Genomic DNA, 25,111 nt, shown 5'->3' on the forward strand with positions numbered 1-25,111 from the left:
GGGCGGCGGGGCCGGTCCGGCGGGCGGGGCTGGTCCGCGCGGACGGGCTGGTCCGGCGGGCGGCGGACCGGGCCGGCCCCGCGGTGCGGGTTCCCTCCGGGCCCGGGAGGCCGCCGAATCCCTTACGCGCTCCGGGGATACGATGCCCGGAGCGATCAACGACACGGAGGCGAAGCGATGGCCGGGGAACCGCAGGCCGACTGCCTGTTCTGCAAGATCGTCGCGGGGAACATCCCGGCGACCGTGGTCCGGGAGACCGAGACGACCTTCGCCTTCCGGGACATCAACCCGCAGGCGCCCACACACGTCCTGGTGATCCCCAAGGTGCACTACCCCGACGCGGCCTCGCTGGCCGCGGCCGAGCCCGCCGTCACCGCCGACCTCCTCGCCGAGGCCGGGCGGATCGCGCTGGACGAGAAGCTCACCGACCACGGCTACCGGATCGTCTTCAACACGGGCGCGGGCGCCGGCCAGACCGTCTTCCACGCCCACGCGCACGTCCTCGGCGGCCGCGGCCTCCAGTGGCCCCCCGGATAACCGGTGTCCGTACGCGAGTTCGTGGTGCTGGGCACCGCCAGCCAGGTGCCCACCCGCCACCGCAACCACAACGGCTACCTGCTGCGCTGGGACGGCGAGGGCATCCTCTTCGACCCGGGCGAGGGCACCCAGCGCCAGATGCTGCGTGCCGGGGTGGCCGCGCACGACATCAACCGGATCTGCGTCACCCACTTCCACGGTGACCACAGCCTCGGCCTGGCCGGGGTGATCCAGCGGATCAACCTCGACCGGGTCCCGCACCCCGTCACCGCGCACTACCCGGCCTCGGGGCAGCAGTTCTTCGACCGGCTGCGCTACGCCACGGCCTACCGCGAGACGGTGCGGCTGGCGGAGGAGCCGGTGGCCGGGGACGGGATGCGGGTGCTGGCGCGCGGGGCCTCGTACGTGCTGGAGGCCAGGCTGCTCTCGCACCCGGTGGAGTCCTTCGGCTACCGCCTCACCGAGCCGGACGGGCGCCGCATGATCCCGGAGCTGTTGGCACGGCACGGGGTCAAGGGGCCGGACGTCGGCCGCATCCAGCGCGACGGACGCCTGGGCGGGGTCAGCCTGGAGCAGGTCAGCGAGCCGAAGCCGGGGCAGCGGTTCGCGTTCGTCATGGACACCCGGCTCTGCGAGGGCGTGGACGAGCTGGCCGAGGGCTGCGACATGCTGGTGATCGAGTCGACCTTCCTCGACGAGGACGAGCCGCTGGCCACCGAGCACGGGCACCTCACGGCCGGGCAGGCGGCGCGGGTGGCGCGGGACGCGGGGGTGCGGCACCTGGTGCTGACGCACTTCTCGCAGCGCTACACGGACCCCTCGGAGTTCGAACGGCAGGCCCGTGCGGGCGGGTTCGAGGGCGAGCTGACGGTGGCGGCGGACCTGGCGCGCGTCCCGCTGCCGAAGCGCCGCTGACACCGGACCCCGCGCCTCAAGCGCCGGCGGGCCGGCGGGGCTGGATACCTGGGCCGGTGTGGCGCCGCTGCGGGGGCTCTGCCCCCGGGCCCCCGCGCCTCAAACGCCGGCGGGGCTGGAGTGGCCGGCAGATCCAGCCCCGCCGGCGTTTGAGGCGCGGGGCCCGGGGCGGAGCCCCGATCCCTGAGCCGCACCGGCACCCCCAGCCCCGCCACAATCCAGCCCCGCCGGCGCTTGAGGCGCGGGGCCCGGGGCGGAGCCCCGATCTCCTTGAGCCCCGCCGGCGCTTGAGGCGCGGGGGCCCGGGGGCCGCGCCCCCGCAACGGCGCCGCACCCGGCCCGGAAAACCGCTGGCCCCGGCCCGGCACCGCCGGACAGGCTGGCCCCCATGCACACCGCGCCCCGCACCATCCGCGCCGTCCACACCGACACCACCCTCACCGTCTACCAGGCCTACTCCCCCGCCCTCGGCCTGCCCGCGGCCCGCGACGGCCGGTTCCCGCCCGCCTGGAATCGGGAGCGGATGACGTGGATCAAGCCGTCGTTCCTGTGGATGATGTACCGCTGCGGCTGGGCCTCGAAGGCCGGCCAGGAGACCGTGCTGGCCATCGAGATCACCCGCTCCGGCTTCGACGAGGCCCTGCGCACCGCCTGCCTGTCCCACTACAAACCCGGCGTGCACACGGACCGCGCGGCCTGGCAGCGCTCGCTGCGCGCGACGTCGGCCCGGGTCCAGTGGGACCCGGAGCGCGACCTCCACCTGAACCCGCTGCCGTACCGCTCGCTCCAGCTGGGCCTGGCCGGGCCCGCCTCACGGGCCTACGCCGACGAGTGGACGGTCTCCATCCGCGACGTCACCCCGCTGGCCCGGGAGATCCGCGATCTGCTCCGCTCCGGCGAAGCGCCGGCGGCCCGCGCCCTGCTGCCCGCGGAGACCCCGTACCCGGCGGGCCCGCTGCCCCACCTGGGCGCGTAGCCGATCGGCCCCGCGCGGCCGCCCCCGCCCCGCCGGACCCGCGATACGGCACACTGGAGGTTTGGCCACCCGCGCCCGGGTGGCCACCCATGCCGGAAAGGGACGTGCGTGAACGGGCCTCTCATCGTCCAGAGCGACAAGACCCTCCTTCTCGAGGTCGACCACGAGCTCGCCGGAGCCGCACGGCGCGCCATCGCTCCCTTCGCCGAGCTGGAGCGGGCTCCCGAGCACATCCACACCTACCGGATCACCCCGCTCGGGCTGTGGAACGCCCGGGCCGCCGGGCACGACGCCGAGCAGGTCGTCGACGCCCTGGTCGAGTACTCGCGCTACCCCGTCCCGCACGCGCTGCTCGTCGACGTCGCCGAGACGATGGCCCGCTACGGCCGGCTCACCCTGTCCAAGCACCCCGTGCACGGGCTGGTCCTGACCAGCACCGACCGGCCCGTGCTGGAGGAGATCCTGCGGTCCAAGCGGATCACCCCGCTCGTCGGCGCGCGGCTCGACGCCGACACCGTGGCCGTGCACCCCTCCGAGCGCGGGCAGATCAAGCAGACCCTGCTGAAGCTGGGCTGGCCGGCCGAGGACCTCGCCGGGTACGTGGACGGCGAGGCGCACCAGATCGACCTGGCCGAGGACGGCTGGGCGCTGCGCCCGTACCAGCAGCAGGCCGTCGAGGGGTTCTGGCACGGCGGCTCCGGTGTGGTCGTGCTGCCCTGTGGCGCGGGCAAGACGCTGGTCGGCGCCGGTGCCATGGCGATGGCCAAGGCGACCACGCTGATCCTGGTCACGAACACCGTCTCGGCCCGCCAGTGGAAGCACGAGCTGGTCAAGCGGACCTCGCTGACGGAGGAGGAGATCGGCGAGTACTCCGGGACCCGCAAGGAGATCCGGCCCGTCACGATCGCCACGTACCAGGTCCTGACGACCAAGCGGAAGGGCGTCTACCCGCACCTGGAGCTGTTCGACTCCCGGGACTGGGGCCTGATCGTCTACGACGAGGTGCACCTGCTGCCCGCGCCGGTCTTCAAGTTCACCGCCGACCTCCAGGCGCGGCGGCGGCTCGGCCTGACCGCGACCCTGGTCCGCGAGGACGGGCGCGAGTCGGACGTCTTCTCGCTCATCGGGCCCAAGCGGTTCGACGCGCCGTGGAAGGAGATCGAGGCGCAGGGCTACATCGCGCCCGCCGACTGCGTCGAGGTCCGCGTGAACCTCACCGAGTCGGAGCGGCTGGCCTACGCGACCGCCGAGACGGAGGAGAAGTACCGCTTCTGCGCGACGACGGCGACCAAGCGGAAGGTCACCGAGGCGCTGGTGCGCAAGCACCAGGGCGAGCAGACGCTGGTCATCGGCCAGTACATCGACCAGCTCGACGAGCTGGGGGAGCACCTGGACGCGCCGGTCATCAAGGGCGAGACCTCCAACGCGCAGCGCGAGAAGCTCTTCGACGCCTTCCGCCAGGGCGAGATCAGCGTGCTGGTCGTGTCGAAGGTCGCGAACTTCTCGATCGACCTGCCCGAGGCGACGGTCGCGATCCAGGTGTCGGGCACCTTCGGCTCCCGCCAGGAGGAGGCCCAGCGGCTGGGCCGCGTCCTGCGGCCGAAGGCGGACGGCCACGAGGCGCGGTTCTACTCGGTGGTCGCGCGCGACACCATCGACCAGGACTTCGCGGCGCACCGCCAGCGCTTCCTCGCCGAGCAGGGCTACGCCTACCGGATCATGGACGCGGACGAGCTGCTGGCGAGCGACTGACGCAGCCACCCGCTGACCGCCGCGACCGGCGCGACCGGCGTGATCGGCCGGCGCGCTGCGCGGGGACCCGCGCGCCGGCCGGCGCGGCGCGGGGTCAGCGGCGTATGACGCCCGCGTCCTCGGCGTACTCGCCGAGGACGACGACGCTCACGGCGGCCGCGGCGAAGACCTTGGCGGCCCGCAGCATCCCGCCGAGGCCGGGGCGCGGACGGAAGTCGGAGGTGGCGGTGGCGCCGCTAGGGCGGCCGCCCTGGATCGGGGTGAAGGTTGCGGTGCTCATGGATCCATGGTGCGTTTCCGGCCCCCGCCGCGGCATCGGCCTGGGGGCGGAACCTCCGGGCCTCCGGTGTCCTCCTCCGGGCTCATGGAACCCCCTAGTGGCTCTGCCGGAAGTCTCACACCCCCGGGTATGACACCCGTTCGGGGTACCCGGCGGACGGGCCCCCGGACGTGCCCTCCGCGCGCCTTCCCCCGGCCCTTCCCCCGGCCCCTCCGGCAGGACTTCGGGCCCGTAAATCCATTCGCGCGGCCCCGCCGCGGTGACTACAATCTCCGCTCTTGCCGCCTCCCGCAGCGTCACCGGGGAGAGCCGCCCACCGGACGGCAACCGGTGGGCCATCTGAGTCCTCACCACCAGCTGGAGGCAGTCCCGTGTCCGCGCACGCCCCCGAATCCGAGCCCGCAGCCCAGCCCAGTCCCGATCCGGGCACCGGCCCCCTCGCACGCGAACGCGCGCACCTCACCGCGTCCCGCGCCGCGCTCCGCGCCATGCGCGAGGACGTCGAGGCCCTCGACATCCGCGACGTCACCGCGAACTGGGTCAACGCGATCGTCCTCCAGGCCCAGATCGACGACCGGATCAAGGCCCTGGCCGACCTCGCCCACACCCCCCTCTTCTTCGGCCGCCTGAACTACCTGCACGCGCCCGGCGCGGAGCTCGCCGAGGGCGCGGAGGGCGAGCAGTTCTACATCGGCCGCCGCCACGTCCACGACGCCGACGGCGATCCGATGGTCATCGACTGGCGCGCGCCCGTCTCCCAGCCGTTCTACCGGGCCTCCAAGACCGACCCGCAGGACATCGCGCTGCGCCGCCGGTTCGGCTACACCGGCGGCGAGCTCACGGCGTACGAGGACGAGCACCTCTCCGACCCGGCCGAGGCCGCCGCCGTCAGCAAGCTGCTCCAGCAGGAGATCGAGCGCCCGCGCGTCGGCCCCATGCGGGACATCGTCGCGACGATCCAGCCCGAGCAGGACGAGATCGTCCGCTCCGGCCTGACCGGGTCCGTGTGCGTCCAGGGCGGCCCCGGGACCGGGAAGACGGCGGTCGGCCTGCACCGGGTGGCGTACCTGCTGTACGCCCACCGCGACCGGCTGGCCCGCACGGGCACCCTCGTCATCGGGCCGAACCGCTCCTTCCTGCACTACATCGAGCAGGTCCTGCCCGCCCTGGGCGAGTTGGAGGTCAAGCAGGCCACCGTCGACGACCTCGTGGCGCGCGACGGCCTGGAGGTACGCGGCACGGACGCGGCCGAAACCGCCGTGGTCAAGGGCGACGCCCGGATGGCGCAGGTGCTGCGCCGCGCGGTCGGCGCCCACGTCGCGCGGCCCACCGAGCCGCTGATGGTGGTGCGCGGGTCGCGGCGCTGGCGGGTGCCGGCGTACGAGATCGCCGAGATGGTCGAGGAGCTGCAGGAGCGCGACATCCGCTACGGGGCGGCGCGCGAGGCCCTGCCGCAGCGGATCGCGCACGCGGTGCTCGTACGGATGGAGCAGGCGGGCGAGGCGCCGGACGACCGGGTGCAGGACGCGGTGGCGCGCAATGCCGCGGTGAAGGCGGCGGTCAAGGAGATCTGGCCCCCGGTCGAGCCGGCGAGGCTGGTGCTGCGGCTGCTGTCCGACCCGGAGTTCCTGGCGCTGCACGCGGCGGAGGTGCTGACCTCGGACGAGCAGAAGCTGCTGCTGTGGCCGAAGCCGTTCCGCAGTGTGAAGTCGGCGAAGTGGTCGGCGGCGGACCTGGTCCTGATCGACGAGGCGGCCGACCTGGTGGAGCGGACGCCTTCGCTGGGCCATGTCGTGCTCGACGAGGCGCAGGACCTCTCGCCGATGCAGTACCGGGCGGTGGGGCGGCGCTGTACGACGGGTTCGGCGACGGTGCTCGGGGATCTGGCGCAGGGCACCACGCCGTGGGCCACGCGCAGCTGGGACGAGGCGCTGGCGCACCTCGGGAAGCCGCAGGCGGTGGTGGAGGAGCTGACGGCGGGCTTCCGCGTGCCGCGCGAGGTGATCGCGTACGCCTCGCGGCTGCTGCCGTCGATCTCCCCGGGGCTGGCCCCGGTCTCCTCGGTGCGCGAGGCGCCGGGGTCGCTGCGGATCGCGGAGACGGCGGAGCTGACGGCGGCGGTGGTCGAGGCCTGCCGTGCCTCGCTCGCCCACGAGGGGTCGATCGGGCTGATCGCGGCGGACGCGCGGATCCCGGCCCTGGCGGATGCCCTGCGGGCGGCCGGGCTGGCGTATCTGGCGCCGGGCGAGGAGACGACGGCGGAGTCGCGGCTGACGCTGGTTCCGGCTTCGCTGGCCAAGGGTCTGGAGTACGACTACGTGGTCCTGGACGAGCCGGCCGCGATCGTCGACGGCGAGCCGGACGAACGGACCGGCCTGCGCCGCCTGTACGTCTGCCTCACCCGAGCAGTCTCCGGCCTGACGGCCCTCCACTCGGCCCCCCTCCCCCCGCCCCTGGCCTGACCGGCGCCCGAGGCTGGGTTCGGCTTCGGCGGGTCTGGTGCGGCGCCGCTGCGGGGGCTCCGCCCCCCGAACCCCCGCGCCTCAAACGCCGGCGAGGCTGGGTTTGCCCCCGGCCGCCGCCCGAACCCAGCCCCGCCGGCGCTTGAGGCGCGGGGTGCGGGGCGGAGCCCCGGTGGGGGCCGGGGGCTAGTCCAGGGCGTGGCGCCATTCCGCGACGGCCTCGGCCGAGACCGGGCGGCCCCACCCGGAGGGACGGGCCGCGCCGCCGATGTGGAAGGCGTCGACCCCCGCCTCGCGCAGCATCGGCAGGTGCGACAGGCCCAGCCCCCCGCCGACCAGGATCCGCGCCCCGTACCCCGGCTCCCCCCGCCGCGCCGCCTCCGCGAGCAGCACCGGCATTCCCTCGTCGACCCCGGCCGGCGAGCCCGCCGTCAGGTAGGTGTCCAGGCCCGGCAGCTCCGCCAGGGCCTTGCGCAGCCCGTCCCGGTCCGCCGCGCGGTCGATCGCCCGGTGGAAGGTCCAGCGGCAGCCGTCCAGCTCCGCCAGCACCGCCTCGACCGCCGCCAGGTCCGGACTGCCGTCCGGGTTCAGGAACCCGAGTACGAACTCCTCCGCGCCCTCCGCCCGCAGCCCCCGCGCCGCCTCCACCAGCCCGGAGACCTCGCCCGCCGCGAAGCCGTCCGCCTTGCGGATCATCACCCGGAGCGGGATGTCGACCGCCGCCCTGATCGCCGCGAAGGTCTCGCGCGGCGGGGTGAGCCCGTCGGCGGCCATGTCGGTGACCAGCTCGAGCCGGTCCGCCCCACCGGCCTGGGCCGCGATCGCGTCCTCCGCGTCGAGGGCGATCACCTCCAGGAGCGCACGGTTGCTCATTCGATCCCATCCTTCGAGAAGCTGCACGAAATAGGTCTAGTCCAATATCCAGGGTACGGGCCCACGCCCGCGCTCCACCAGCACCATCACGCCACCCCCACAATGTGCGCATGGACACAGGCACCCCGCACACCGACCCCGCGGCCCTCCACGCCCGCTGGCGGGCCACCGCCACCGCCGCCGGCGCCCCCGCCGACCGGGACCCCGCCCCCTACGCCGACCGCCTGCTCACCGCCTGGGCGGAGCCGCAGCGCCGGTACCACACCACCGCGCACCTGGCCGACGTACTGGCCCGGATCGACATACTGGCCGGGCACGCCGCCGACCCCGCCGCCGTCGAGCTGGCCGCCTGGTTCCACGACGCCGTCTACCGCCCCGACCGCTCCGAGAACGAGGAACGCAGCGCCGCCCTCGCCGAGCGCGCCCTGCCCGAGCTCGGCGTGGACGCCGCCCGCACCGCCGAGGCGGCCCGGCTGGTCCGGCTCACCGTCACCCACGACCCGGCCCCCGGCGACACCAACGGCGAGGTGCTCTGCGACGCCGACCTCGCCGTGCTGGCCGGCGCGCCCGAGGCGTACGCCGGCTACGCCGCCGCCGTGCGCGCCGAGTACGGATTCGTGCCGGACGACGCCTTCACCGCGGGCCGCGCCGCCGTGCTGCGGCAGCTCCTCGCCCTGCCGAGGCTCTTCCGGACCCCGTACGGAGCCGCCCACTGGGAGGCCCCGGCCCGCGCCAACCTCGCCGCCGAGCTGGAGCGGCTCGACCCGCGGGGAATTTGATCGCGTTCGCCATGGTTGGTGACAGTCATGCCCGCTGATGCCGCACGCCGCCCCCGCATGCCCGTAGCCGTCTACGTCCTCGGCCTGTCCGTGTTCGCACTCGGCACCAGCGAGTTCATGCTCTCCGGGCTGCTGCCGCCGATCGCCGAGGACATGGGCGTCACCATCCCGCAGGCGGGCCTGCTCATATCCGCCTTCGCGATCGGCATGGTCATCGGGGCGCCGCTGCTGGCCGTGGCCACGCTGCGCCTCCCGCGCCGCACCACCCTCGTCTCCCTCATCAGCCTCTTCGGCCTCGGGCAGGTCGCGGGCGCGCTGGCCCCCTCCTACGAGCTGCTCTTCGCCTCCCGCGTGGTCTCCGCCCTCGCCTGCGCCGGCTTCTGGGCCGTGGGTGCGGCCGTCGCCATCGCCATGGTCGACAAGGACCAGCGGGCCCGCGCGATGGCCGTCATGATCGGCGGCCTGTCCATCGCGAACGTCCTCGGCGTGCCCGCGGGCGCCTTCCTCGGGGAGCACCTGGGCTGGCGCTCCGCGTTCTGGTCGGTCGGCGCGGCCTCCGCGATCGCCCTCGCCGGCATTCTGGCCCTGATCCCGAAGATCCCGCTGCCCGCCGAGAAGCCCTCGCTCGGCCGGGAGCTGCGCATCTACCGCGACCGCCAGGTGTGGCTCTCCATCGGCATCACGGCCCTCGCCGCGGGCGGCGTCTTCTGCGCCTTCAGCTACCTGTCACCGCTGCTCACGGACGTGGCGGGGCTGGACTCCGGCTGGGTCCCGTGGATCCTCGGCCTCTTCGGGGTGGGCGCGCTGGTCGGCACCACCATCGGCGGCCGGATCGCGGACGCGCACCTGTTCGGCGTGCTGCTCTGGGGCATCACCGCCTCGACCGTCTTCCTCGCCGCGCTGGCCCTGCTGGCCCCGTCCGCCGCCGCGGCGATCGCGCTGTCGTTCCTGCTCGGCGTCTCGGCCTTCTTCACCGCGCCGGCGCTCAACGCCCGCATGTTCAACGTGGCCGGCGCCGCCCCGACCCTGGCCGGAGCCACCACCACGGCCGCGTTCAACCTCGGCAACACCGGCGGCCCGTGGCTCGGCGGCACCGTCATCGACGCCGACCTGGGCTTCGCCGCCACCGCCTGGGCGGGCGCGGCCATGACCGTCACCGCCCTCGCCCTCACCGCGATCGCCCTGCGCCTGCACCGCCGCACCCCGCCCCCGGCCACCCGCCTGATCGCCTCGGGCGGCGCCGCGGCCGCGGCGGCCGACCGGTCCCAGCCCGCGGCCCGCAGCTGACCGGGCCCTAGGCCGGCCGGCCCTTCGGGCGGCGCAGGCCGGCGGCCGTGAGGCGGCGGACGAGTTCCTTGCTGCCTATCTCCACCGCGCCCGCCCGGACCGCGTCCGCGTAGCGGTAGGAGGGGACGTCGTAGTGGTCGCGTTCGAAGGCGCGCGGGGGGCAGCCGATGGCCGCCGCGAACGCGTGCAGCTCCTCGTACGAGACATCGCTGACCAGGTGCGACCACATGCGGCCGTGGCCCGGCCAGGTCGGCGGGTCGATGTAGACCGTCACGGGCGCAGGACGGGGCCGAGGCCGCCCACCGCCGCCACCCGCACGCCCGCCTCCGAGCACACCCAGTGCGGATCGGGCCCGAGTTCCGGTTCCACGTCCAGGGCGTGCGGCTCCCCGTGCGTGCACACCGGGCACAGCGGCCAGCGCCCGTACTTCTCCAGCAGCGCGTCCTGCACGTCCTGGGCGACGAGTCCGGCGAGGTAGCCGACCCCTTCCGGCCACTGCTCCACCCACCACCGGCGGTGCGTGACCGAGTCCTCGACGAGGGAGACGACATCGGCGTCGGCGACCTCGCCGGCGGCGAGATCGGCGAGCACCAGTGCACGGGCGACGTGCAGCGCCTGTTCCAGGGGGGTCGCGTGGTCCATGCGCCCATTGTGACCCCGTACGGGCCAAGTGGCGAAGGCCCTTTCCCCGGCACGACCTTCGGGGTCTTGACGTCCGCCATGGCCGAAAATAAGTTTCAGGTGTGAGCAAGAACGCGGAAGAAACTTTCAGTCCGGCGGCGGCCGAGGCGAAGACGAACGTCAGAGCGCGGGCCGCGGCCCCCTCCCCGCTCGCGCCGGCCCCGTCGGCCTCCGTGCTGCGGGCGCGCGTGCGCGGACTCGGGCCCTCGATGACGCGCTCCATGCAGGCCGTCGCCGAGGCCGTCGCCTCCGACCCGGCCGGCTGCGCCCGGCTCACCGTCTCCGCCCTCGCCGCCCGCACCGGCACCAGCGAGGCCACCGTCGTGCGCACCGCCCGCCTCCTCGGCTACCCCGGCTACCGCGACCTGCGCCTCGCGCTGGCCGCCCTCGCCGCGCAGCAGGAGTCCGGCGCCGCCCCCGCCGTCACCGTCGACATAGCCGTCGACGACCCCCTCGCCGATGTCGTCGCCAAGCTGGCCCACGAGGAGGCGCAGACGCTCGCCGACACCGCCGCCGGACTGGACCTGGCCCAGCTCGCCACCGCCGTCAACGCCCTCGCGACCGCCCGCCGCATCGACATCTACGGCATCGGCGCCTCCGCGCTCGTCGGCCAGGACCTCGCCCAGAAGCTGCTGCGCATCGGCCTGATCGCGCACGCCCACAGCGACCCCCACCTCGCCGTCACCAACGCCGTCCAGCTGCGCCCCGGCGACGTGGCCGTCGCGATCACCCACTCCGGCTCCACCGGCGACGTGATCGAGCCGCTGCGCACGGCCTTCGAACGCGGTGCCACCACCGTCGCCCTCACCGGCCGCCCGAACGCCCCCGTCGCCCACTACTCCGACGTCGTCCTGACCACCTCCGCCGCCCGCGAGAGCCAGCTGCGCCCGGCCGCCATGTCCAGCCGCACCAGCCAGCTCCTCGTCGTCGACTGCCTCTTCGTCGGCGTGGCGCAGCAGACGTACGAGACCGCCGCCCCCGCCCTGGCCGCCTCGTACGAGGCCCTCGCCCACCGCCACACCGCCCGCTGAACGCCCGCCGATCCGCCAGGAGCCCCCGCCCATGACCGCGTACGCCGAACTCCGCGCCCAGCTGGAGACGCTGACCACCGAGGCCTTCCGTCCCGAACTGGCCGAGATCGACCGGCTGTCCACCCTCGAGATCGCCCGCACGATGAACGCCGAGGACGCCACCGTCCCCGCCGCGGTCGCCGCGCAGCTGCCGCGGATCGCCGACGCCGTCGACGCGATCGCCGCACGCATGGCCCGCGGCGGCCGCCTGGTCTACGCGGGCGCCGGCACGGCGGGCCGGATGGGCGTCCTGGACGCCAGCGAGTGCCCGCCCACCTTCAACACCGACCCGGCCGACGTCGTCGGCCTCATCGCGGGCGGTCCGTCCGCCATGGTCAAGGCCGTCGAAGGCGCCGAGGACTCCAAGGAGCTGGCCGCCGAGGACCTCACCGCCCTCGCGCTGACCGCCGAGGACACCGTCATCGGCGTCTCCGCCTCCGGCCGCACCCCGTACGCGATCGGGGCCGTCGAGTTCGCCCGGACCCGCGGCGCGCTCACCGTCGGCCTGTCCTGCAACGCGGACTCCGCGCTCGCCGCGGCCGCCGACCACGGCATCGAGGTCGTCGTCGGACCCGAACTGCTCACCGGTTCGACCCGCCTGAAGGCGGGCACCGCGCAGAAGCTCGTCCTCAACCTCATCTCGACGATCACGATGATCCGGCTCGGGAAGACCTACGGGAACCTGATGGTCGACATGCGCTCCTCCAACGAGAAGCTGCGCGCCCGCGCCCGCCGCATCGTGGCGCTGGCCACCGGCGCGCCCGACGAGGAGATCGAGGCCGCGCTGGCCGCCACCGGCGGCGAGGTCAAGGACGCCATCCTCGTCGTCCTCGGCGGCGTCGGCGGCCCGCGGGCCGCCGAGCTGCTCGCCGCCTCGCAGGGCCACCTCCGCGCAGCCCTCGCCGAGGCCCGCGCCGAGGCCCGCGCCGACGCCCGCGCCCAGACCCGCTGACCCCCGCCGCCCCCTCCCGACAGCAAGGCGACCCCACATGTCCACTGACAAGAACCGCGCCACAGCCGCCGCGATCCTTCCTCTGGTCGGCGGCCCGGACAACATCGCGTCCATCGCGCACTGCATGACCCGGCTGCGCATCGGCCTCCTGGACCGCTCGCTGGTCGACGACGAGGCCCTGCGGGCGCTGCCCGCGGTCCTGGGCGTGGTCGAGGACGACACGTACCAGATCGTGCTGGGTCCGGGTACGGTCGCCCGCGTCACCCCCGAGTTCGAGGCGCTGGTCGAGGAGGGCCGCTCCGGGCCCGCCGCGCAGCCGGTCACCGCGGACGGACTGGCCGCGCAGGGAGCGGCGTTGAAGGAGGCCCGAAAGGCGCGCAACGCGACGCCCTTCAAGCTGTTCCTGCGGCGCATCGCGAACATCTTCGTCCCGCTGATCCCCGCCCTCATCGGCTGCGGCATCATCGCCGGGCTGAACGGCGTCCTGACCAACGCGGGCTGGCTGCCCGGCGTCGTCCCCGCGCTCGCCGCGATGGCCTCCGGCTTCATGTCGCTGATCGCCGTCTTCGTCGGCTACAACACCGCCAAGGAGTTCGGCGGTACGCCGATCCTGGGCGGCGCGGTCGCCGCGATCATCGTCTTCCCCGGCATCGCGAAGGTCACCGCCTTCGGGCTGGAGCTCAAGCCCGGCCAGGGCGGCGTCCTCGGCGCGCTCGCCGCGGCCGTGCTCGCGGTCCACGTCGAGAAGTGGTGCCGAAGGTGGGTGCCCGAGGCGCTGGACGTGCTGGTCACCCCCACCCTCACCGTCCTGGTATCCGGCCTGGTCACCATCTTCGGCCTGATGTTCCTCGCCGGTGAGGCCTCGGCGGCCATCGGTACGTTCGCCCACTGGCTGCTCGCCGCCGGCGGCGCCTTCGCGGGCCTGGTCCTCGGCGGACTCTTCCTCCCGCTCGTCATGCTGGGCCTGCACCAGGCCCTCATCCCCATCCACACCACCCTCATCGAGCAGTCCGGCTACACCGTCCTGCTGCCCATCCTCGCCATGGCGGGCGCGGGCCAGGTCGGCGCGGCCATCGCCGTCTACTACCGGCTCCCGCGCAACGGCTCGCTGCGCACCACCATCAGGTCCGCGCTCCCTGCGGGCTTCCTGGGCGTGGGCGAACCGCTGATCTACGGGGTCTCCCTCCCCCTCGGCCGCCCGTTCGTCACCGCCTGCGTCGGCGGCGCGGCCGGCGGGGCCTTCGTCGGCCTGTTCAACCAGCTCGGCGTGGCCTTCGGCTCCACGGCCATCGGCCCCTCGGGCTGGGCCCTGTTCCCGCTGCTCAACGGCACGTCGGGCTGGGTCGCCACACTGGCCATCTACGCGGGCGGCCTGGCGGTCGGCTACCTGGTGGGCTTCCTCGCCACGTACTTCTTCGGCTTCACCCGCCAGATGCTGACCGACCTGAACACCGACCCGACCCCGACCCCGCCCCCGGACCCGACCCCCGCCAGGGAACCGGCCCTGACCTGACCACGACGACCCGGGCCTGGCCGCAGGGGTCGCTCGCGCCCATCGGATTCTTCGCCGGACGAGGCGAGTGGGCGGACCCGAAGGGTGTGCTGATGGCCGTCGAAGTGACGTCGCCACCGGCCACCCCAGCCTCGTCCCCGTCCGGGACTCCAAGCAGCCCGACGGCCCGCACGTGGTGTTCCACGCGCGGGCCTGGGCGGCCTTCGTCGCGACGCTCTGAACGGTCGCGGTCCGAATCAGAGGTGGTCGGTGAACAGCAGCTTGTTCGGGCTGTTGTCGCTGAGGTTCTGGACGATGTCCTTCGTGGACCAGTCGTCCAGGAAGTTCGTCACCTCGGCCGGCAGCGCGTTCGGGTGCACGGCCTTGTAGAGCGCGGCCACACCGGCCACGTGCGGCGCGGCCATGGACGTACCGCTCATGGTCACGCTGCCGCCGCCCAGCCGGGCCGAGACGATGTCGCGGCCCGGTGCGTAGAGGTCGAGGCACTCACCCCAGTTGGAGAAGTCGGTCTCCTGGTCGAAGCGGTCGGTCGCCCCGACCGTCACCACGCGCTCGGCGGAGGCGGGCGAGACCCGGCACGCGTCGCGGTTCTCGTTGCCCGCGGCGATGATCGGCAGGATGCCCCGGTCGGACACGGCGGTGGCGGCCTCGTTGACCGGGGCGTACCGGTCCCCGCCCAGGGAGGCGTTCAGGACTGCGGGCTGCTGGGCGTTGCGGGCCACCCAGTCGAAGCCCGCGATGATGCCCGACCAGGAGCCGCGGCCCTCGCAGTTGAGGACGCGGACGCTGACCAGGTTCACCTTGCGCGCCACGCCGAAGGTCGTGCCGCCGACCGTGCCCGCGACGTGCGTGCCGTGGCCGTTGCAGTCCGCGCCGTTGCGGCCGTCACCGATCGCGTCGAAGCCCGCCCGCACCCGGCCGGCGAACTCGGCGTGGTTGAGGTCGATGCCGCTGTCGACGATGTACGCGGTCACGCCCTGGCCGCTGTGGTTGACGCTGAAGTCGCCGTCGAGCGGCAGGCGCCGCTGGTCGATGCGGTCCAGGCCCCAGGAGTTCGCCGGCGCCTTGGTCTGCACGTCCCTCGCCGGGGTCGGCGGGGCGGTCACCTGCGCGTCCTGCGCCACGGCCCGCACCCCGAACGTGTTGCGGACGATCCTCAGCTGCTGCTCGGTGAGGGTCGCGGCGATCCCGTTGAACGCGGCGGTGTAGGTGAACTTCGCCCGCACCCCGATCTCCGCCGCGAACTCGACCGGGTCGACGCCCTTGTTCAGGGAGACGACGTAGCTGTCGGGAATGGGGTTCGCGGTGGTGAGCAACGGTGCCGGGGTCGGCTCCGGGGCGGCGGCGGTGGCCGTACCGGCCGCCACGGGGGTCATGGCGATGACGGCGGCGGCGGTGAGGCGCGCGGCGAGCAGACGCATGGAGGGAACTCCCTGGAGTGCGTGTGGACCAGCGTGGACGAGCCGCGTCCGCCACCGGCTGACGCCTTCTGGGATGCGGCCCCTTCCTTCATCGGGTTCCTTCCGGAGAAGACTTGAGCCGCCCGCCTCCGCCTGGCCGATCGGCCGAGGCCCCTGCGGGGAGCCGCCCCGGGGGCTGCGGAAAGGATCATTCCTGGCTGTTCTCCGGGGCCGCGCCCCGAAGGGGCGGCCCCGGCAAGTTCATCCGTACGGGGGACGTAACCCGAAGGATGTTCAGAGGCCGCCGGTGTACAGGAGCTGGTTCGGGCTGCCCTTGGCGACGCTGCTCAGGACGTCCTTGGTGGACTCCTCGTCGAGGAACGCGACGATGTCCTCCGGGGCGGCGTCGGGGTTCTTCGCCTTGTAGAGGACCGCGACCCCGGTGACGTGCGGAGCCGCCATGGAGGTCCCGTTCAGGGCGACGGAACCGCCCCCGAGCTTCGCGGAGACGATGGCCTCGCCGGGGGCGTAGAGCATGGTGCAACCGCCGTAGTTGCTGAAGGAGGTCTCCTCGTCGTACCGGTTGGACGCCGCTACCCCCACCACCTTGCTCGCGGAGGCGGGCGAGACGAGACAGGCGTCCTTCGCTTCGTTGCCCGCAGCGACGACCGGCAGGACACCCGCCGCGGTCACGGCGTCCGCGGCGTCGTTGACGGCGTCCGACTTGTCACCGCCCAGCGAGGCGTTCAGGACGGCGGGCTGCTTGGCGTTCTTGGCCACCCAGTCCAAGCCCGCGATGATCGCGGAGTACTCGCCCGTCCCGTCGCACGCCAGGACACGGACGCTGACCAGGTTCGCCTTCTTCGCGACGCCGTACGCCTTCCCCGCCACCGTCCCCGCGACGTGGGTGCCGTGGCCGTTGCAGTCCGCGCCGTTGCGGCCGTCGCCGATCGCGTCGAAGCCGAAGGCCGCCCGTCCGCCGAACTCGTCGTGCGCGTATTCGATGCCGGTGTCCAGGACGTACGCCGTCACCCCGGCACCGTTGCCCTCGGTGGTGAAGCTGCTGTCGAGCGGCAGCGCCTTCTGGTCGATCCGGTCCTGGCCCCACGAGTTCGACGGCGCACGCAGCGCGCCCTCCGCGCTCGGTGTCATGACGGACTTGACCTTGGCGTCCTGCTCGACCACCTTCACCCCGAGGCTGTTGCGGACGATCGTCAGCTGGAGCGGGGTCAGCGGGACGGCGAAGCCGTTGAGCGCGGAGGTGTAGACGAACGAGGGCTTCACACCCAGCTTCTGCGCCAGCTTCGCCGCGTCGACCCCCTTCTCCAGGGTCACGATGTACTTGCCGGGTACCGCGTTGGCGACGGTCTTCAGCGGCGCCGGGGTCGGCTCCGGCGCGGCGGCGGACGAGGACGCGGTACCGGCGGCCACCGGGACGAGCGACGCGATGAGGGCGGCGGTGGCCACCCGTGCGAGCAGGCGCATGGAGGAACTCCCTGACGGGGTCGAGGACCGGGGTGGGTGAGCCGCCCCCGCGGCAGCGTGCGCTCGGCGGGGGCGGCCCTCGATTCCATCGGTGCCACCCGAAGGCGGCTTGAACCACCACCCCGGCCGGTCCGGCCTCCGCAGCCCCCGCGCGCCACGGCCTGCCGAACCCAGCGGCAGAAAGGGTCAACCCCCTGGGGCGTCTGGCGTGCCCGGCCCGGACGGTCCGCCCGGACCCGGCGCCAAGATCACCCGTACGGTCCGCCCCCACCCCGGGGGGCGCACGCCCGACGCGCTCCCCGTGCCCCCGCCACACCCCCGCACGTCGTTGACCAGGTCCGACGGCCGTGATGCCCTCCCCCCATGCGCACCCGTCTGAGCCGAGCCCTGCCCCTGGCCGTCGCCGTCCTGGCCGCCGTCACCGCCCTGCCCGCGGCCGCGGCCGCCGCCGCGCCCGAACCCGTGTCCCGCACGGCCGCCGCCGACCACCCCACGTACATCGTCACGGTGTACCCCGGTCTCGACCCGGCCGAGGTCGCCGAGGAGCACGGGATCACCCCGCTGCACGTCTACCGCCACACCCTGAACGGCTTCGCCGCCCGGCTCTCCCCCGAGCAGGTCGAGGCCCTGCGGGCGACCGCCGTCGTGGCCTCGGTCGAGGAGGACGGGGAGGCGTCCTCCTTCGGCACCGCCGTGTGACCAGGCCTCTCCCCGGCAATTCCCCCGCTCCGCCCGCCGCTTAGGGTGAAGCGGATCAACGCATCGGTTGATCGGGGGGATCGGGGGGAGACCGATGAACAGCGCGACCGAGGTGTTCCAGCCGCTGCGGGCAGACGATCCGCAGACCGTGGCCGGCTACCGCCTCGCGGCCCGGATCGGCGCGGGCGGGATGGGCCGGGTCTACCTGTCCCACACGCAGGGCGGGCGCCCGGTGGCCATCAAGGTGGTGCGGCCGGAACTGGCCGAGGACCCGGCGTTCCGGCGGCGGTTCCGCCGGGAGGCGGAGGCGGCCCGGCGGGTCCGCGGGGCGTACACCGCCGAGCTGATCGACGCCGAGGCGGACGGCACACCGCCCTGGCTGGCCACCCTGTACGTGCCGGGGCCCTCGCTGTCGGAGGCCGTGGCCCGGCGCGGGCCGCTGCCGGTGCCCGCCGTGCTGTGGCTGATGGCGGGGGTGGCCGAGGCCCTGCAGGCCATCCACGGAGCGGGCATCGTGCACCGGGACCTGAAGCCGTCGAACGTGCTGCTGGCCGCCGACGGGCCCCGGGTCATCGACTTCGGCATCTCGCTGGCCTCCGACATCAGCGCGGGCACCGCGACCGGCACGGCCATCGGTACGCCCCAGTACATGTCCCCCGAACAGGCTTCGGCGGGTGAGGTCACGACGGCCAGCGACGTGTTCGCGCTGGGCCAGACGGCGGCGTTCGCCGCGCTGGGCGAGCCCCTGTACGGGGACGGCCCCTCCGTGAGCGTGCTCTTCCGGATCGTGCACTCCGCACCCGACCTCTCCCGGCTGCCGGAGCCGCTGCGCCCGCTGATCGCCCGCTGCCTGGCCTCCGACCCGGAGGAACGGGCCACCCCGGCGGAGATCGTGGCGTCGTGCAGGCGGCAGCTGGGCGAGGACGCCGACGCGGGCGGCGGACCGGCCGTCTGGCGGGAGGTGGCGGGACCGGAGGTGGCGGTCCCGCCACCGGTCCCCCAGCCCACCTCCGTCCACACCCGGCCGCTGGCCCCGCAGGCGCCGGCGCCGATGGTCTGGCAGCCGCCGCCGACGGCCCCGCTCACCCCGGAGGAGCGGCGCAGGCGCAGGCGGCGTGCGGCTCTGACCGCCGCCTCGGTGGTGACGGCGGTCGCCCTCCTGCTGGCCGGCCTGACCTGGGTCGGGGACGCGGCGGACCGGGTGCGCGCGCGGGAGGCGGCCGAGTCCCCCGGCCCGGCCTCCGGGGCGCAGGGCCTGGGGAGCGGCAAGGACGCGGGAGCCGCCGGGTCGTCCTCGGCCGCGCCCAAGGCCTCGGCCAAGGCGTCCACTCCGCCCAAGCCCCACCCGTACCCCTTCGTGCGCCTGGGCGAGGAGAGCTCGATCGGGATCAAGGAGCCGGTCAGCCGCGAGGACCGCACCGGGGACATCCGCATGGAGTGCGGGAAGACCCAGTGCGAGCTGGTCAGCGACGAGAGCGTGTTCACCCTGCTGTACGCCGACCCCGGCAGCGGCAGCCTGGAGAACTGCGCCCTCCTCACGAAGGCCAGTACCCAGCACAGTCTCCCGCTGGCCGCGACGGCGCCCGGCAGCGAGATCTGCGTCCGGCACCCGTCGGGGGACATCGCCCTGCTCGTGATCCAGATCAAGTCGGTCGTCCGCCTGAAGGGCCTGCCCGACTGGATCACCGCCGACATGACGGTCTGGCGCGCGGCCTGAGGCACCCGGCGCCGGGGTTCAGCGGCGGTACACCCTCAGCCGCGAGACCTCGTACGACATCTCCGTCACGTCCGGGCCGGGCGCCGGGTGGTAGCGGCCCGCCGACACGGAGAGGTTCACGATCAGGTAGGCCCACCAGGACCGGCCCACGCCCTTGCGGTCGGCGTGGACGCGGGCGCCGTTGACCCACCAGACGACCGAGTTCCTGCCGAACTCGACCTTGAGGTCGACCCAGGCGCCGGGCCGCACCGACGGGTCGCGGTGGTAGCAGTGGCCCTCGCGGACGTGGTTGGAGAACTCCAGCAGGTCCGGGTTGTCGGGGTGGTACTCGAAGACGTCGATCTCCTGGCCGCCGTCCCGCCAGGTCCAGATCGCGGGCCAGGCCCCCACCTCGACGGGGAGTTTGACCCGTGCCTCCAGCACGTCGCCGGTGCGCAGCGCGAACCCCTCGTCGCTGCCCTCGGTGGTGAGCAGGCCGGTGTCCCAGTTGCCGTCGGGGCGGGGCGTCGCCCGGAAGACGCCGCCGCGGCTGTAGGCGGGATCGGCGACGAGGTGGTCGAGCTTGTTGTCGCGCGGGTTGGTGGGGCCGCCGTCGGGATAGGCCCAGGAGCGGCCCGCGATCCACTGGGTGGCGGAGGAGAAGTCGGCGGTGAAGACGGGTGTGCGGCGGGGCGCGGGCAGTACCGGTCCGCGGTCGTCCCCACCGCCCGGGGCGAGGCGGCGCGTCAGGCGCCGCAGCCATGCGAGCGTGTCCGTGACCATGGGGGTGTTCTGCCCGCGTCGGCCCGGATCACGCCCGCGTTCTCGCTGGGAGTAATCACATGAACACGCTCAGCGAAGGGTGGCGGCCGTTCCGCGGGCCGCCTCGATGAAGGCGCGGATCAGCTCCGGGGACTTCACACCGCGCTCGCGCTCCACCCCGCTGGAGACGTCCACGCCCCAGGCGCCGGTGGCCTCCACGGCCTCCCGGACGTTGGCGGGGGTGAGCCCGCCCGCGAGCAGCCAGCGCCCCTCGGGAGGGGTGAACTCCGCGGAGCCCCAGTTCCACGGCTTGCCGGAGCCCGGGTCGGGGGCGTCGAGCAGCAGCAGGTCCTCGCCCAGTTCCCCGCAGCGCGCGACGTGCGCGGCGGTGGCCCGGATCAGCGTCCGCCCGGCGGCGCGCAGTTCCCCGTAGTACTCCGGCCCCTCGTCGCCGTGCAGCTGCACGGCGCGCACGCCGCTCTCCTCGGTGAGCCGCCGGACATCGCCGACCGGCTGCCCGCGGTACACGCCCACGGTGAGCACCCCGGCCGGCACCCGCGCGGCCAGCTCGCGCGCGGTGGCGGCGTCGACGGTACGGGGGCTGCCGGGGGCGAAGACGAACCCGACGGCGTGGGCTCCGGCGCCGACGGCGGCGTCGACGTCCTGCGCGGTCCGCAGCCCGCAGATCTTGATGAACGGTTCCGTCATATCGGTAGTCAACCTCAGAATGACCGGATGGACGACAACGGGGTGGGGATCGCCGCCGGCGGTCCGGCCCGCGGACAACGCCCGAGGGCGGCACCCCCCGCAGGGAGTGCCGCCCTCGTTCGAGAACAGCCGATCAGCCAGGGGCCGATCAGAAGTCCATGTCACCACCCGGCATGCCGCCGCCCGCGGGGGCACCGGCCTTCTCGGGCTTGTCGGCGATGACGGCCTCGGTGGTCAGGAACAGCGCGGCGATCGACGCGGCGTTCTGCAGCGCGGAGCGCGTGACCTTCGCCGGGTCGATGATGCCCTCGGCGATCATGTCCACGTACTCGCCGGTCGCGGCGTTCAGGCCCCAACCGATCTGCAGGTTGCGCACCTTCTCGACGACGACGCCACCCTCGAGACCACCGTTGACGGCGATCTGCTTCAGCGGGGCCTCCAGGGCCAGGCGCACGGCGTTGGCGCCGGTCGCCTCGTCGCCCGTGAGCTCGAGCTTCTCGAAGACCGCGGAGGCCTGGAGCAGGGCCACGCCGCCACCGGCGACGATGCCCTCCTCGACGGCCGCCTTCGCGTTGCGAACGGCGTCCTCGATGCGGTGCTTGCGCTCCTTGAGCTCGACCTCGGTCGCGGCACCGGCCTTGATGACGGCCACGCCGCCGGCCAGCTTCGCGAGGCGCTCCTGGAGCTTCTCGCGGTCGTAGTCCGAGTCGGAGTTCTCGATCTCGGCGCGGATCTGGTTCACGCGACCCTGGACCTGGTCGCTGTCACCGGCACCGTCGACGATGGTGGTCTCGTCCTTGGTGATGACGACCTTGCGGGCGCGGCCGAGCAGGTCGAGACCGGCGTTCTCCAGCTTGAGGCCGACCTCCTCGGAGATGACCGTGCCACCGGTGAGGATGGCGATGTCGCCGAGCATGGCCTTGCGGCGGTCGCCGAAGCCCGGGGCCTTGACGGCGACGGACTTGAAGGTGCCGCGGATCTTGTTGACGACCAGGGTCGACAGGGCCTCGCCCTCGACGTCCTCGGCGATGATCAGCAGCGGCTTGCCGGACTGCATGACCTTCTCCAGGAGCGGCAGCAGGTCCTTGACCGAGCCGATCTTGGAGTTGACGATCAGGATGTACGGGTCGTCGAGCGACGCCTCCATACGCTCCATGTCGGTGGCGAAGTACGCCGAGATGTAGCCCTTGTCGAAGCGCATGCCCTCGGTGAGCTCGAGCTCGAGACCGAAGGTCTGCGACTCCTCGACGGTGATGACGCCTTCCTTGCCGACCTTGTCCATGGCCTCGGCGATGAGCTCGCCGATCTGGGTGTCGGCGGCGGAGATGGAGGCCGTGGAAGCGATCTGCTCCTTGGTCTCGACATCCTTCGCCTGCTCGAGCAGGGCGCCCGAGACGGCCTCGACGGCCTTCTCGATGCCACGCTTGAGGGCCATCGGGTTGGCGCCGGCGGCCACGTTGCGCAGGCCCTCGCGGACGAGCGCCTGGGCGAGCACGGTGGCGGTGGTCGTACCGTCGCCGGCGACGTCGTCCGTCTTCTTGGCGACTTCCTTGACCAGCTCGGCGCCGATCTTCTCGTACGGGTCCTCGAGCTCGATCTCCTTGGCGATGGAGACACCATCGTTGGTGATCGTGGGGGCGCCCCACTTCTTCTCAAGGACGACGTTGCGACCCTTGGGGCCAAGGGTGACCTTGACGGCGTCGGCGAGCTGGTTCATCCCACGCTCGAGACCGCGGCGGGCCTCCTCGTCGAACGCAATGATCTTGGCCATCTGAAGTGGTCCTCCCGGACAGCGGTGGATTGCTCCAGGACCGCGCCCGCGCCCGCGACGGACGGCCTGCGTGCCCGGCGGTTCCTTCCCGCCGGACCCTGCGGGCCTCACCGACCCGGTCCTTGTTCAGTAGCACTCTCACCAGGAGAGTGCTAACGCCAATGATTAGCACTCGACCCCCGCGAGTGCAAGCGGCTTGGGGGAACACCCCAGTGAACACACCGCAGACACGCGAGGGGCCCACATCCCGTGTCCGGGATGTGGGCCCCTCCTGTACGCGTGGGCGGTCGATCGCGCCGGGACTAGCCGAGTGCGAGCTTGACCATGTCCGCCTGCGGACCCTTCTGGCCCTGCGAGATCTCGAACTCGACCCGCTGACCCTCTTCAAGGGTGCGGTACCCGTCCATCTGGATGGCGCTGTAGTGGACGAACACATCCGCACCACCGTCGACCGCGATGAAGCCGTAGCCCTTCTCCGCGTTGAACCACTTGACGGTGCCCTGAGCCATGCCTAACTCCCCTATTACTGGCCCTTGCGCAGGAACGCACTTCGCGATCCCGGGTCATCACTTGCGTCGGAACGCGTCGACCGAGGCTGAATGTATCCGCGCCGGTGCTGTCTGCAACAGGTCAATCCGACGAGAATTCTGGACACGGGGAAACACAGAAATAGAGTGAAAATCTGGCATATTCCAGGGCAACTCGGGCCCGGCATATCTCGCCAAAGCCCCATACCTCACTTGCACATTGACCCGATGTCGACCCTGACGCGACCCGTTCATATGCGGCGGGCAAGAGCAGCGGAGGGGACTTCCCCAACTCTACCGCGCGCAATCAAACAGAATTACCCCCTCCGCTTATTAACGGAGGGGGTAATTACGGTTTCGCGTGTCAGCGGCAGGCCGTGCCGGGGAGTCAGCCTCCGGCTACGGCCGGAATGATCGAGACGCCCGCCCCGTCCGGCGTCGCGGCCTGCAGCCCGCCCTCGAAGCGCACGTCGTCGTCGTTCACGTAGACGTTGACGAAGCGGCGCAGCTTGCCCTGGTCGTCCAGGACGCGCGCGGCGATGCCCGGGTGGCTCTTCTCCAGGGACTCGATGACCTCGGCCAGGGTGGCCCCCTCGGCCGGGACCTCGGCCTGACCGCCGGTGTAGGTGCGCAGGATGGTGGGGATGCGGACGTTGACGCTCATGGCGCTACTGCCTTTCCGGTCGTGCGGGAGTGGGGGTCAGGCCAGGCCGGCGGCGCGGAACGCGTCCAGGCTCGGGCGGATGGTGGCGGTCTGGCCGCTGTCCGCGGCGACCGCCTCCAGGGTCTTGAGGCCGTCTCCGGTGTTCAGGACGACGGTGGTCAGCGCCGGGTCGAGCTGCCCGTTCTCGATGAGCTTCTTCGTGACGCCGACGGTCACGCCGCCCGCGGTCTCGGCGAAGATGCCCTCGGTCTGCGCGAGGATCTTGATGGCCTCGACGACCTGCTCGTCGTTGACGTCCTCGACGAAGCCGCCGGTGCGCCGCGCGATGTCCAGCACGTACGGGCCGTCCGCCGGGTTGCCGATGGCCAGCGACTTGGCGATGGTGTTCGGCTTCTGCGGGCGGACCACGTCGTGGCCGGCCTTGAAGGCGGCGGAGACCGGGGAGCAGCCCTCGGCCTGGGCGCCGAAGATCTTGTACGGCTTGTCCTCGACGAGGCCGAGCTTGATCAGCTCCTGCAGACCCTTGTCGATCTTCGTCAGCTGCGAGCCGGACGCGATCGGGATCACGATCTGGTCGGGCAGCTGCCAGCCGAGCTGCTCGCAGATCTCGTACGCCAGGGTCTTGGAGCCCTCGCCGTAGTACGGGCGCAGGTTGACGTTGACGAAGCCCCAGCCCTCGCCCAGCGGGTCGCCGATGAGCTCGGAGCAGAAGCGGTTCACGTCGTCGTAGTTGCCCTCGATGCCGACGAGGTCGCCGCCGTACACACCGGCCATGACGACCTTGCCCTGCTCCAGGTCGTGCGGGATGAACACGCAGGAGCGGAAGCCGGCCCGGGCGGCCGCGGCGCCGACGGCGCCGGCCAGGTTGCCGGTGGAGGAGCAGGACAGGGTGGTGAAGCCGAAGGCGCGGGCGGCCTCGACGGCGATGGCCACGACGCGGTCCTTGAAGGAGTGCGTCGGATTGCCGGAGTCGTCCTTGACGTAGAGCTTGCCGGTGACGCCGAGCTCCTTGGCCAGGTTGGCCGCGTCCACGAGCTTGGTGAAGCCCGGGTTCAGGCTGGGCTTGGAGGCCACGTCCGCGGGGACCGGCAGCAGCGGCGCGTAGCGCCAGATGTTGTTCGGGCCGGCCTCGATCGCCGCGCGCAGGGCGGCCGGATCGCCGGTGGGGAGGTCGTAGGCGACTTCCAGAGGTCCGAAGCACTCCGCACAGGCGAAGAGGGGACCGAGTTCGAAACGGGTACCGCACTCGCGACAGGAAAGCGCGGTGGCAGGTCCGAGATCGACAGAGGTGGAGGCAGTCTGTGCAGCCATGATGGCGAGGC

At 73.1% G+C, this 25,111-nt stretch carries 25 protein-coding genes; 13 read left to right on the plus strand and 12 right to left on the minus strand.

Translation table 11 applies throughout. From position 1 onward, the window contains the following. The first annotated feature begins 177 nt into the window (after positions 1-177). From AB0D66_RS23505 to AB0D66_RS23520, 4 genes are all read left to right on the plus strand, one after another. Positions 178-537: a histidine triad nucleotide-binding protein gene (locus tag AB0D66_RS23505; protein ID WP_362306766.1), complete on the plus strand. Its 360-nt coding sequence runs from the start codon at positions 178-180 to the stop codon at positions 535-537. Positions 538-540: 3 nt separating this feature from the next. After that, entirely contained in the window at positions 541-1,452 is a 912-nt protein-coding gene (locus AB0D66_RS23510; RefSeq protein ID WP_362306769.1) for a ribonuclease Z, read from the plus strand. Between the two features lie 388 nt (positions 1,453-1,840). Then, on the plus strand, positions 1,841-2,428 hold the full coding sequence (locus AB0D66_RS23515) for a DUF4291 domain-containing protein (RefSeq protein ID WP_362306772.1): 588 nt from the start codon (positions 1,841-1,843) through the stop codon (positions 2,426-2,428). A gap of 108 nt (positions 2,429-2,536) precedes the next feature. Next, complete coding sequence (locus AB0D66_RS23520; RefSeq protein ID WP_362306775.1) at positions 2,537-4,180, plus strand: DNA repair helicase XPB; 1,644 nt, start codon at positions 2,537-2,539, stop codon at positions 4,178-4,180. 94 nt (positions 4,181-4,274) lie between these two features. Here AB0D66_RS23520 and AB0D66_RS23525 read toward each other — a convergent pair whose 3' ends face one another. Then, positions 4,275-4,460: a hypothetical protein gene (locus tag AB0D66_RS23525; RefSeq protein ID WP_362306778.1), complete on the minus strand. Its 186-nt coding sequence runs from the start codon at positions 4,458-4,460 to the stop codon at positions 4,275-4,277. A gap of 371 nt (positions 4,461-4,831) precedes the next feature. Here AB0D66_RS23525 and AB0D66_RS23530 point away from each other — a divergent pair, with 371 nt between their 5' ends. Next, positions 4,832-6,922 carry an AAA family ATPase gene (locus AB0D66_RS23530; protein ID WP_362306780.1) on the plus strand — a complete coding sequence of 697 codons (2,091 nt, stop codon included), beginning with the start codon at positions 4,832-4,834 and terminating at the stop codon, positions 6,920-6,922. A gap of 186 nt (positions 6,923-7,108) precedes the next feature. On the opposite strand, the gene AB0D66_RS23535 is transcribed toward AB0D66_RS23530, so the two are convergent. Beyond that, on the minus strand, positions 7,109-7,795 hold the full coding sequence (locus AB0D66_RS23535) for a copper homeostasis protein CutC (protein WP_362306782.1): 687 nt from the start codon (positions 7,793-7,795) through the stop codon (positions 7,109-7,111). Between the two features lie 110 nt (positions 7,796-7,905). On the opposite strand from AB0D66_RS23535, the gene AB0D66_RS23540 reads away from it, so the two are divergent. Beyond that, the gene (locus tag AB0D66_RS23540; protein WP_362306785.1) at positions 7,906-8,574 is read left to right on the plus strand and encodes a hypothetical protein; all 669 of its coding nucleotides are present in this window, start codon (positions 7,906-7,908) and stop codon (positions 8,572-8,574) included. 57 nt (positions 8,575-8,631) lie between these two features. After that, entirely contained in the window at positions 8,632-9,861 is a 1,230-nt protein-coding gene (locus AB0D66_RS23545) for a Cmx/CmrA family chloramphenicol efflux MFS transporter (RefSeq protein ID WP_362306873.1), read from the plus strand. Positions 9,862-9,868: 7 nt separating this feature from the next. Here AB0D66_RS23545 and AB0D66_RS23550 read toward each other — a convergent pair whose 3' ends face one another. Both AB0D66_RS23550 and AB0D66_RS23555 read right to left on the minus strand, forming a co-directional pair. Continuing rightward, the gene (locus AB0D66_RS23550) at positions 9,869-10,135 is read right to left on the minus strand and encodes a DUF4031 domain-containing protein (protein WP_362306788.1); all 267 of its coding nucleotides are present in this window, start codon (positions 10,133-10,135) and stop codon (positions 9,869-9,871) included. Then, positions 10,132-10,503, minus strand: coding sequence for a hypothetical protein (locus tag AB0D66_RS23555; protein WP_362306791.1), 372 nt, complete (start codon positions 10,501-10,503; stop codon positions 10,132-10,134). Before AB0D66_RS23555 ends, AB0D66_RS23550 begins: the two co-directional genes overlap by 4 nt. Positions 10,504-10,715: 212 nt before the next feature. On the opposite strand from AB0D66_RS23555, the gene AB0D66_RS23560 reads away from it, so the two are divergent. From AB0D66_RS23560 to AB0D66_RS23575, 4 genes are all read left to right on the plus strand, one after another. Next, positions 10,716-11,573, plus strand: a complete 858-nt coding sequence (locus AB0D66_RS23560) for a MurR/RpiR family transcriptional regulator (RefSeq protein WP_362306876.1) — start codon at positions 10,716-10,718, stop codon at positions 11,571-11,573. 31 nt (positions 11,574-11,604) lie between these two features. Beyond that, positions 11,605-12,564 carry an N-acetylmuramic acid 6-phosphate etherase gene (murQ, locus tag AB0D66_RS23565; RefSeq protein ID WP_362306793.1) on the plus strand — a complete coding sequence of 320 codons (960 nt, stop codon included), beginning with the start codon at positions 11,605-11,607 and terminating at the stop codon, positions 12,562-12,564. 37 nt (positions 12,565-12,601) lie between these two features. Continuing rightward, positions 12,602-14,077 carry a PTS transporter subunit EIIC gene (locus tag AB0D66_RS23570; RefSeq protein WP_362306796.1) on the plus strand — a complete coding sequence of 492 codons (1,476 nt, stop codon included), beginning with the start codon at positions 12,602-12,604 and terminating at the stop codon, positions 14,075-14,077. Between the two features lie 67 nt (positions 14,078-14,144). Then, positions 14,145-14,297 carry a DUF397 domain-containing protein gene (locus AB0D66_RS23575; RefSeq protein ID WP_362306799.1) on the plus strand — a complete coding sequence of 51 codons (153 nt, stop codon included), beginning with the start codon at positions 14,145-14,147 and terminating at the stop codon, positions 14,295-14,297. A 16-nt stretch (positions 14,298-14,313) separates the two neighbouring features. On the opposite strand, the gene AB0D66_RS23580 is transcribed toward AB0D66_RS23575, so the two are convergent. Both AB0D66_RS23580 and AB0D66_RS23585 read right to left on the minus strand, forming a co-directional pair. Then, positions 14,314-15,498, minus strand: a complete 1,185-nt coding sequence (locus AB0D66_RS23580) for a S8 family serine peptidase (RefSeq protein ID WP_362306801.1) — start codon at positions 15,496-15,498, stop codon at positions 14,314-14,316. Between the two features lie 273 nt (positions 15,499-15,771). Continuing rightward, complete coding sequence (locus AB0D66_RS23585; RefSeq protein ID WP_362306804.1) at positions 15,772-16,962, minus strand: S8 family serine peptidase; 1,191 nt, start codon at positions 16,960-16,962, stop codon at positions 15,772-15,774. Between the two features lie 363 nt (positions 16,963-17,325). On the opposite strand from AB0D66_RS23585, the gene AB0D66_RS23590 reads away from it, so the two are divergent. After that, positions 17,326-17,661, plus strand: a complete 336-nt coding sequence (locus AB0D66_RS23590; RefSeq protein ID WP_362306807.1) for a protease inhibitor I9 family protein — start codon at positions 17,326-17,328, stop codon at positions 17,659-17,661. 94 nt (positions 17,662-17,755) lie between these two features. Continuing rightward, complete coding sequence (locus AB0D66_RS23595) at positions 17,756-19,378, plus strand: serine/threonine-protein kinase (RefSeq protein ID WP_362306810.1); 1,623 nt, start codon at positions 17,756-17,758, stop codon at positions 19,376-19,378. 18 nt (positions 19,379-19,396) lie between these two features. On the opposite strand, the gene AB0D66_RS23600 is transcribed toward AB0D66_RS23595, so the two are convergent. From AB0D66_RS23600 to thrC, 6 genes are all read right to left on the minus strand, one after another. After that, the gene (locus AB0D66_RS23600; protein ID WP_362306813.1) at positions 19,397-20,140 is read right to left on the minus strand and encodes a beta-glucanase; all 744 of its coding nucleotides are present in this window, start codon (positions 20,138-20,140) and stop codon (positions 19,397-19,399) included. Between the two features lie 69 nt (positions 20,141-20,209). Further along, a complete protein-coding gene (locus tag AB0D66_RS23605; RefSeq protein WP_362306816.1) occupies positions 20,210-20,827 on the minus strand; it encodes a phosphoribosylanthranilate isomerase in 618 nt (205 codons plus the stop codon). Positions 20,828-20,975: 148 nt separating this feature from the next. Next, positions 20,976-22,598 (minus strand): chaperonin GroEL, encoded by a 1,623-nt coding sequence (groL, locus tag AB0D66_RS23610; RefSeq protein WP_069921331.1) that lies wholly within the window; start codon positions 22,596-22,598, stop codon positions 20,976-20,978. Between the two features lie 302 nt (positions 22,599-22,900). Continuing rightward, positions 22,901-23,107 carry a cold-shock protein gene (locus tag AB0D66_RS23615; RefSeq protein WP_030009783.1) on the minus strand — a complete coding sequence of 69 codons (207 nt, stop codon included), beginning with the start codon at positions 23,105-23,107 and terminating at the stop codon, positions 22,901-22,903. A 406-nt stretch (positions 23,108-23,513) separates the two neighbouring features. Beyond that, entirely contained in the window at positions 23,514-23,789 is a 276-nt protein-coding gene (locus AB0D66_RS23620) for a MoaD/ThiS family protein (protein ID WP_361759567.1), read from the minus strand. A gap of 36 nt (positions 23,790-23,825) precedes the next feature. Beyond that, positions 23,826-25,100: a threonine synthase gene (gene thrC, locus AB0D66_RS23625; RefSeq protein ID WP_362306820.1), complete on the minus strand. Its 1,275-nt coding sequence runs from the start codon at positions 25,098-25,100 to the stop codon at positions 23,826-23,828. Positions 25,101-25,111 lie beyond the last annotated feature (11 nt).

Source organism: Streptomyces sp. NPDC048270, from assembly GCF_040652335.1.
Taxonomy (GTDB): domain Bacteria; phylum Actinomycetota; class Actinomycetes; order Streptomycetales; family Streptomycetaceae; genus Streptomyces.

What these genes read in the sequence shown, in the direction of transcription:
- AB0D66_RS23505 (WP_362306766.1), top strand. Translation starts at nt 178, where the DNA reads ATGGCCGGGGAACCGCAGGCCGACTGCCTGTTCTGCAAGATCGTCGCG.
- AB0D66_RS23515 (WP_362306772.1), top strand. Translation starts at nt 1,841, where the DNA reads ATGCACACCGCGCCCCGCACCATCCGCGCCGTCCACACCGACACCACC.
- AB0D66_RS23525 (WP_362306778.1), bottom strand. Translation starts at nt 4,460, where the DNA reads ATGAGCACCGCAACCTTCACCCCGATCCAGGGCGGCCGCCCTAGCGGC.
- AB0D66_RS23535 (WP_362306782.1), bottom strand. Translation starts at nt 7,795, where the DNA reads ATGAGCAACCGTGCGCTCCTGGAGGTGATCGCCCTCGACGCGGAGGAC.
- AB0D66_RS23540 (WP_362306785.1), top strand. Translation starts at nt 7,906, where the DNA reads ATGGACACAGGCACCCCGCACACCGACCCCGCGGCCCTCCACGCCCGC.
- AB0D66_RS23545 (WP_362306873.1), top strand. Translation starts at nt 8,632, where the DNA reads ATGCCCGTAGCCGTCTACGTCCTCGGCCTGTCCGTGTTCGCACTCGGC.
- AB0D66_RS23555 (WP_362306791.1), bottom strand. Translation starts at nt 10,503, where the DNA reads ATGGACCACGCGACCCCCCTGGAACAGGCGCTGCACGTCGCCCGTGCA.
- murQ (WP_362306793.1), top strand. Translation starts at nt 11,605, where the DNA reads ATGACCGCGTACGCCGAACTCCGCGCCCAGCTGGAGACGCTGACCACC.
- AB0D66_RS23570 (WP_362306796.1), top strand. Translation starts at nt 12,602, where the DNA reads ATGTCCACTGACAAGAACCGCGCCACAGCCGCCGCGATCCTTCCTCTG.
- AB0D66_RS23580 (WP_362306801.1), bottom strand. Translation starts at nt 15,498, where the DNA reads ATGCGTCTGCTCGCCGCGCGCCTCACCGCCGCCGCCGTCATCGCCATG.
- AB0D66_RS23585 (WP_362306804.1), bottom strand. Translation starts at nt 16,962, where the DNA reads ATGCGCCTGCTCGCACGGGTGGCCACCGCCGCCCTCATCGCGTCGCTC.
- AB0D66_RS23590 (WP_362306807.1), top strand. Translation starts at nt 17,326, where the DNA reads ATGCGCACCCGTCTGAGCCGAGCCCTGCCCCTGGCCGTCGCCGTCCTG.
- AB0D66_RS23595 (WP_362306810.1), top strand. Translation starts at nt 17,756, where the DNA reads ATGAACAGCGCGACCGAGGTGTTCCAGCCGCTGCGGGCAGACGATCCG.
- AB0D66_RS23600 (WP_362306813.1), bottom strand. Translation starts at nt 20,140, where the DNA reads ATGGTCACGGACACGCTCGCATGGCTGCGGCGCCTGACGCGCCGCCTC.
- AB0D66_RS23605 (WP_362306816.1), bottom strand. Translation starts at nt 20,827, where the DNA reads ATGACGGAACCGTTCATCAAGATCTGCGGGCTGCGGACCGCGCAGGAC.
- groL (WP_069921331.1), bottom strand. Translation starts at nt 22,598, where the DNA reads ATGGCCAAGATCATTGCGTTCGACGAGGAGGCCCGCCGCGGTCTCGAG.
- AB0D66_RS23615 (WP_030009783.1), bottom strand. Translation starts at nt 23,107, where the DNA reads ATGGCTCAGGGCACCGTCAAGTGGTTCAACGCGGAGAAGGGCTACGGC.
- AB0D66_RS23620 (WP_361759567.1), bottom strand. Translation starts at nt 23,789, where the DNA reads ATGAGCGTCAACGTCCGCATCCCCACCATCCTGCGCACCTACACCGGC.
- thrC (WP_362306820.1), bottom strand. Translation starts at nt 25,100, where the DNA reads ATGGCTGCACAGACTGCCTCCACCTCTGTCGATCTCGGACCTGCCACC.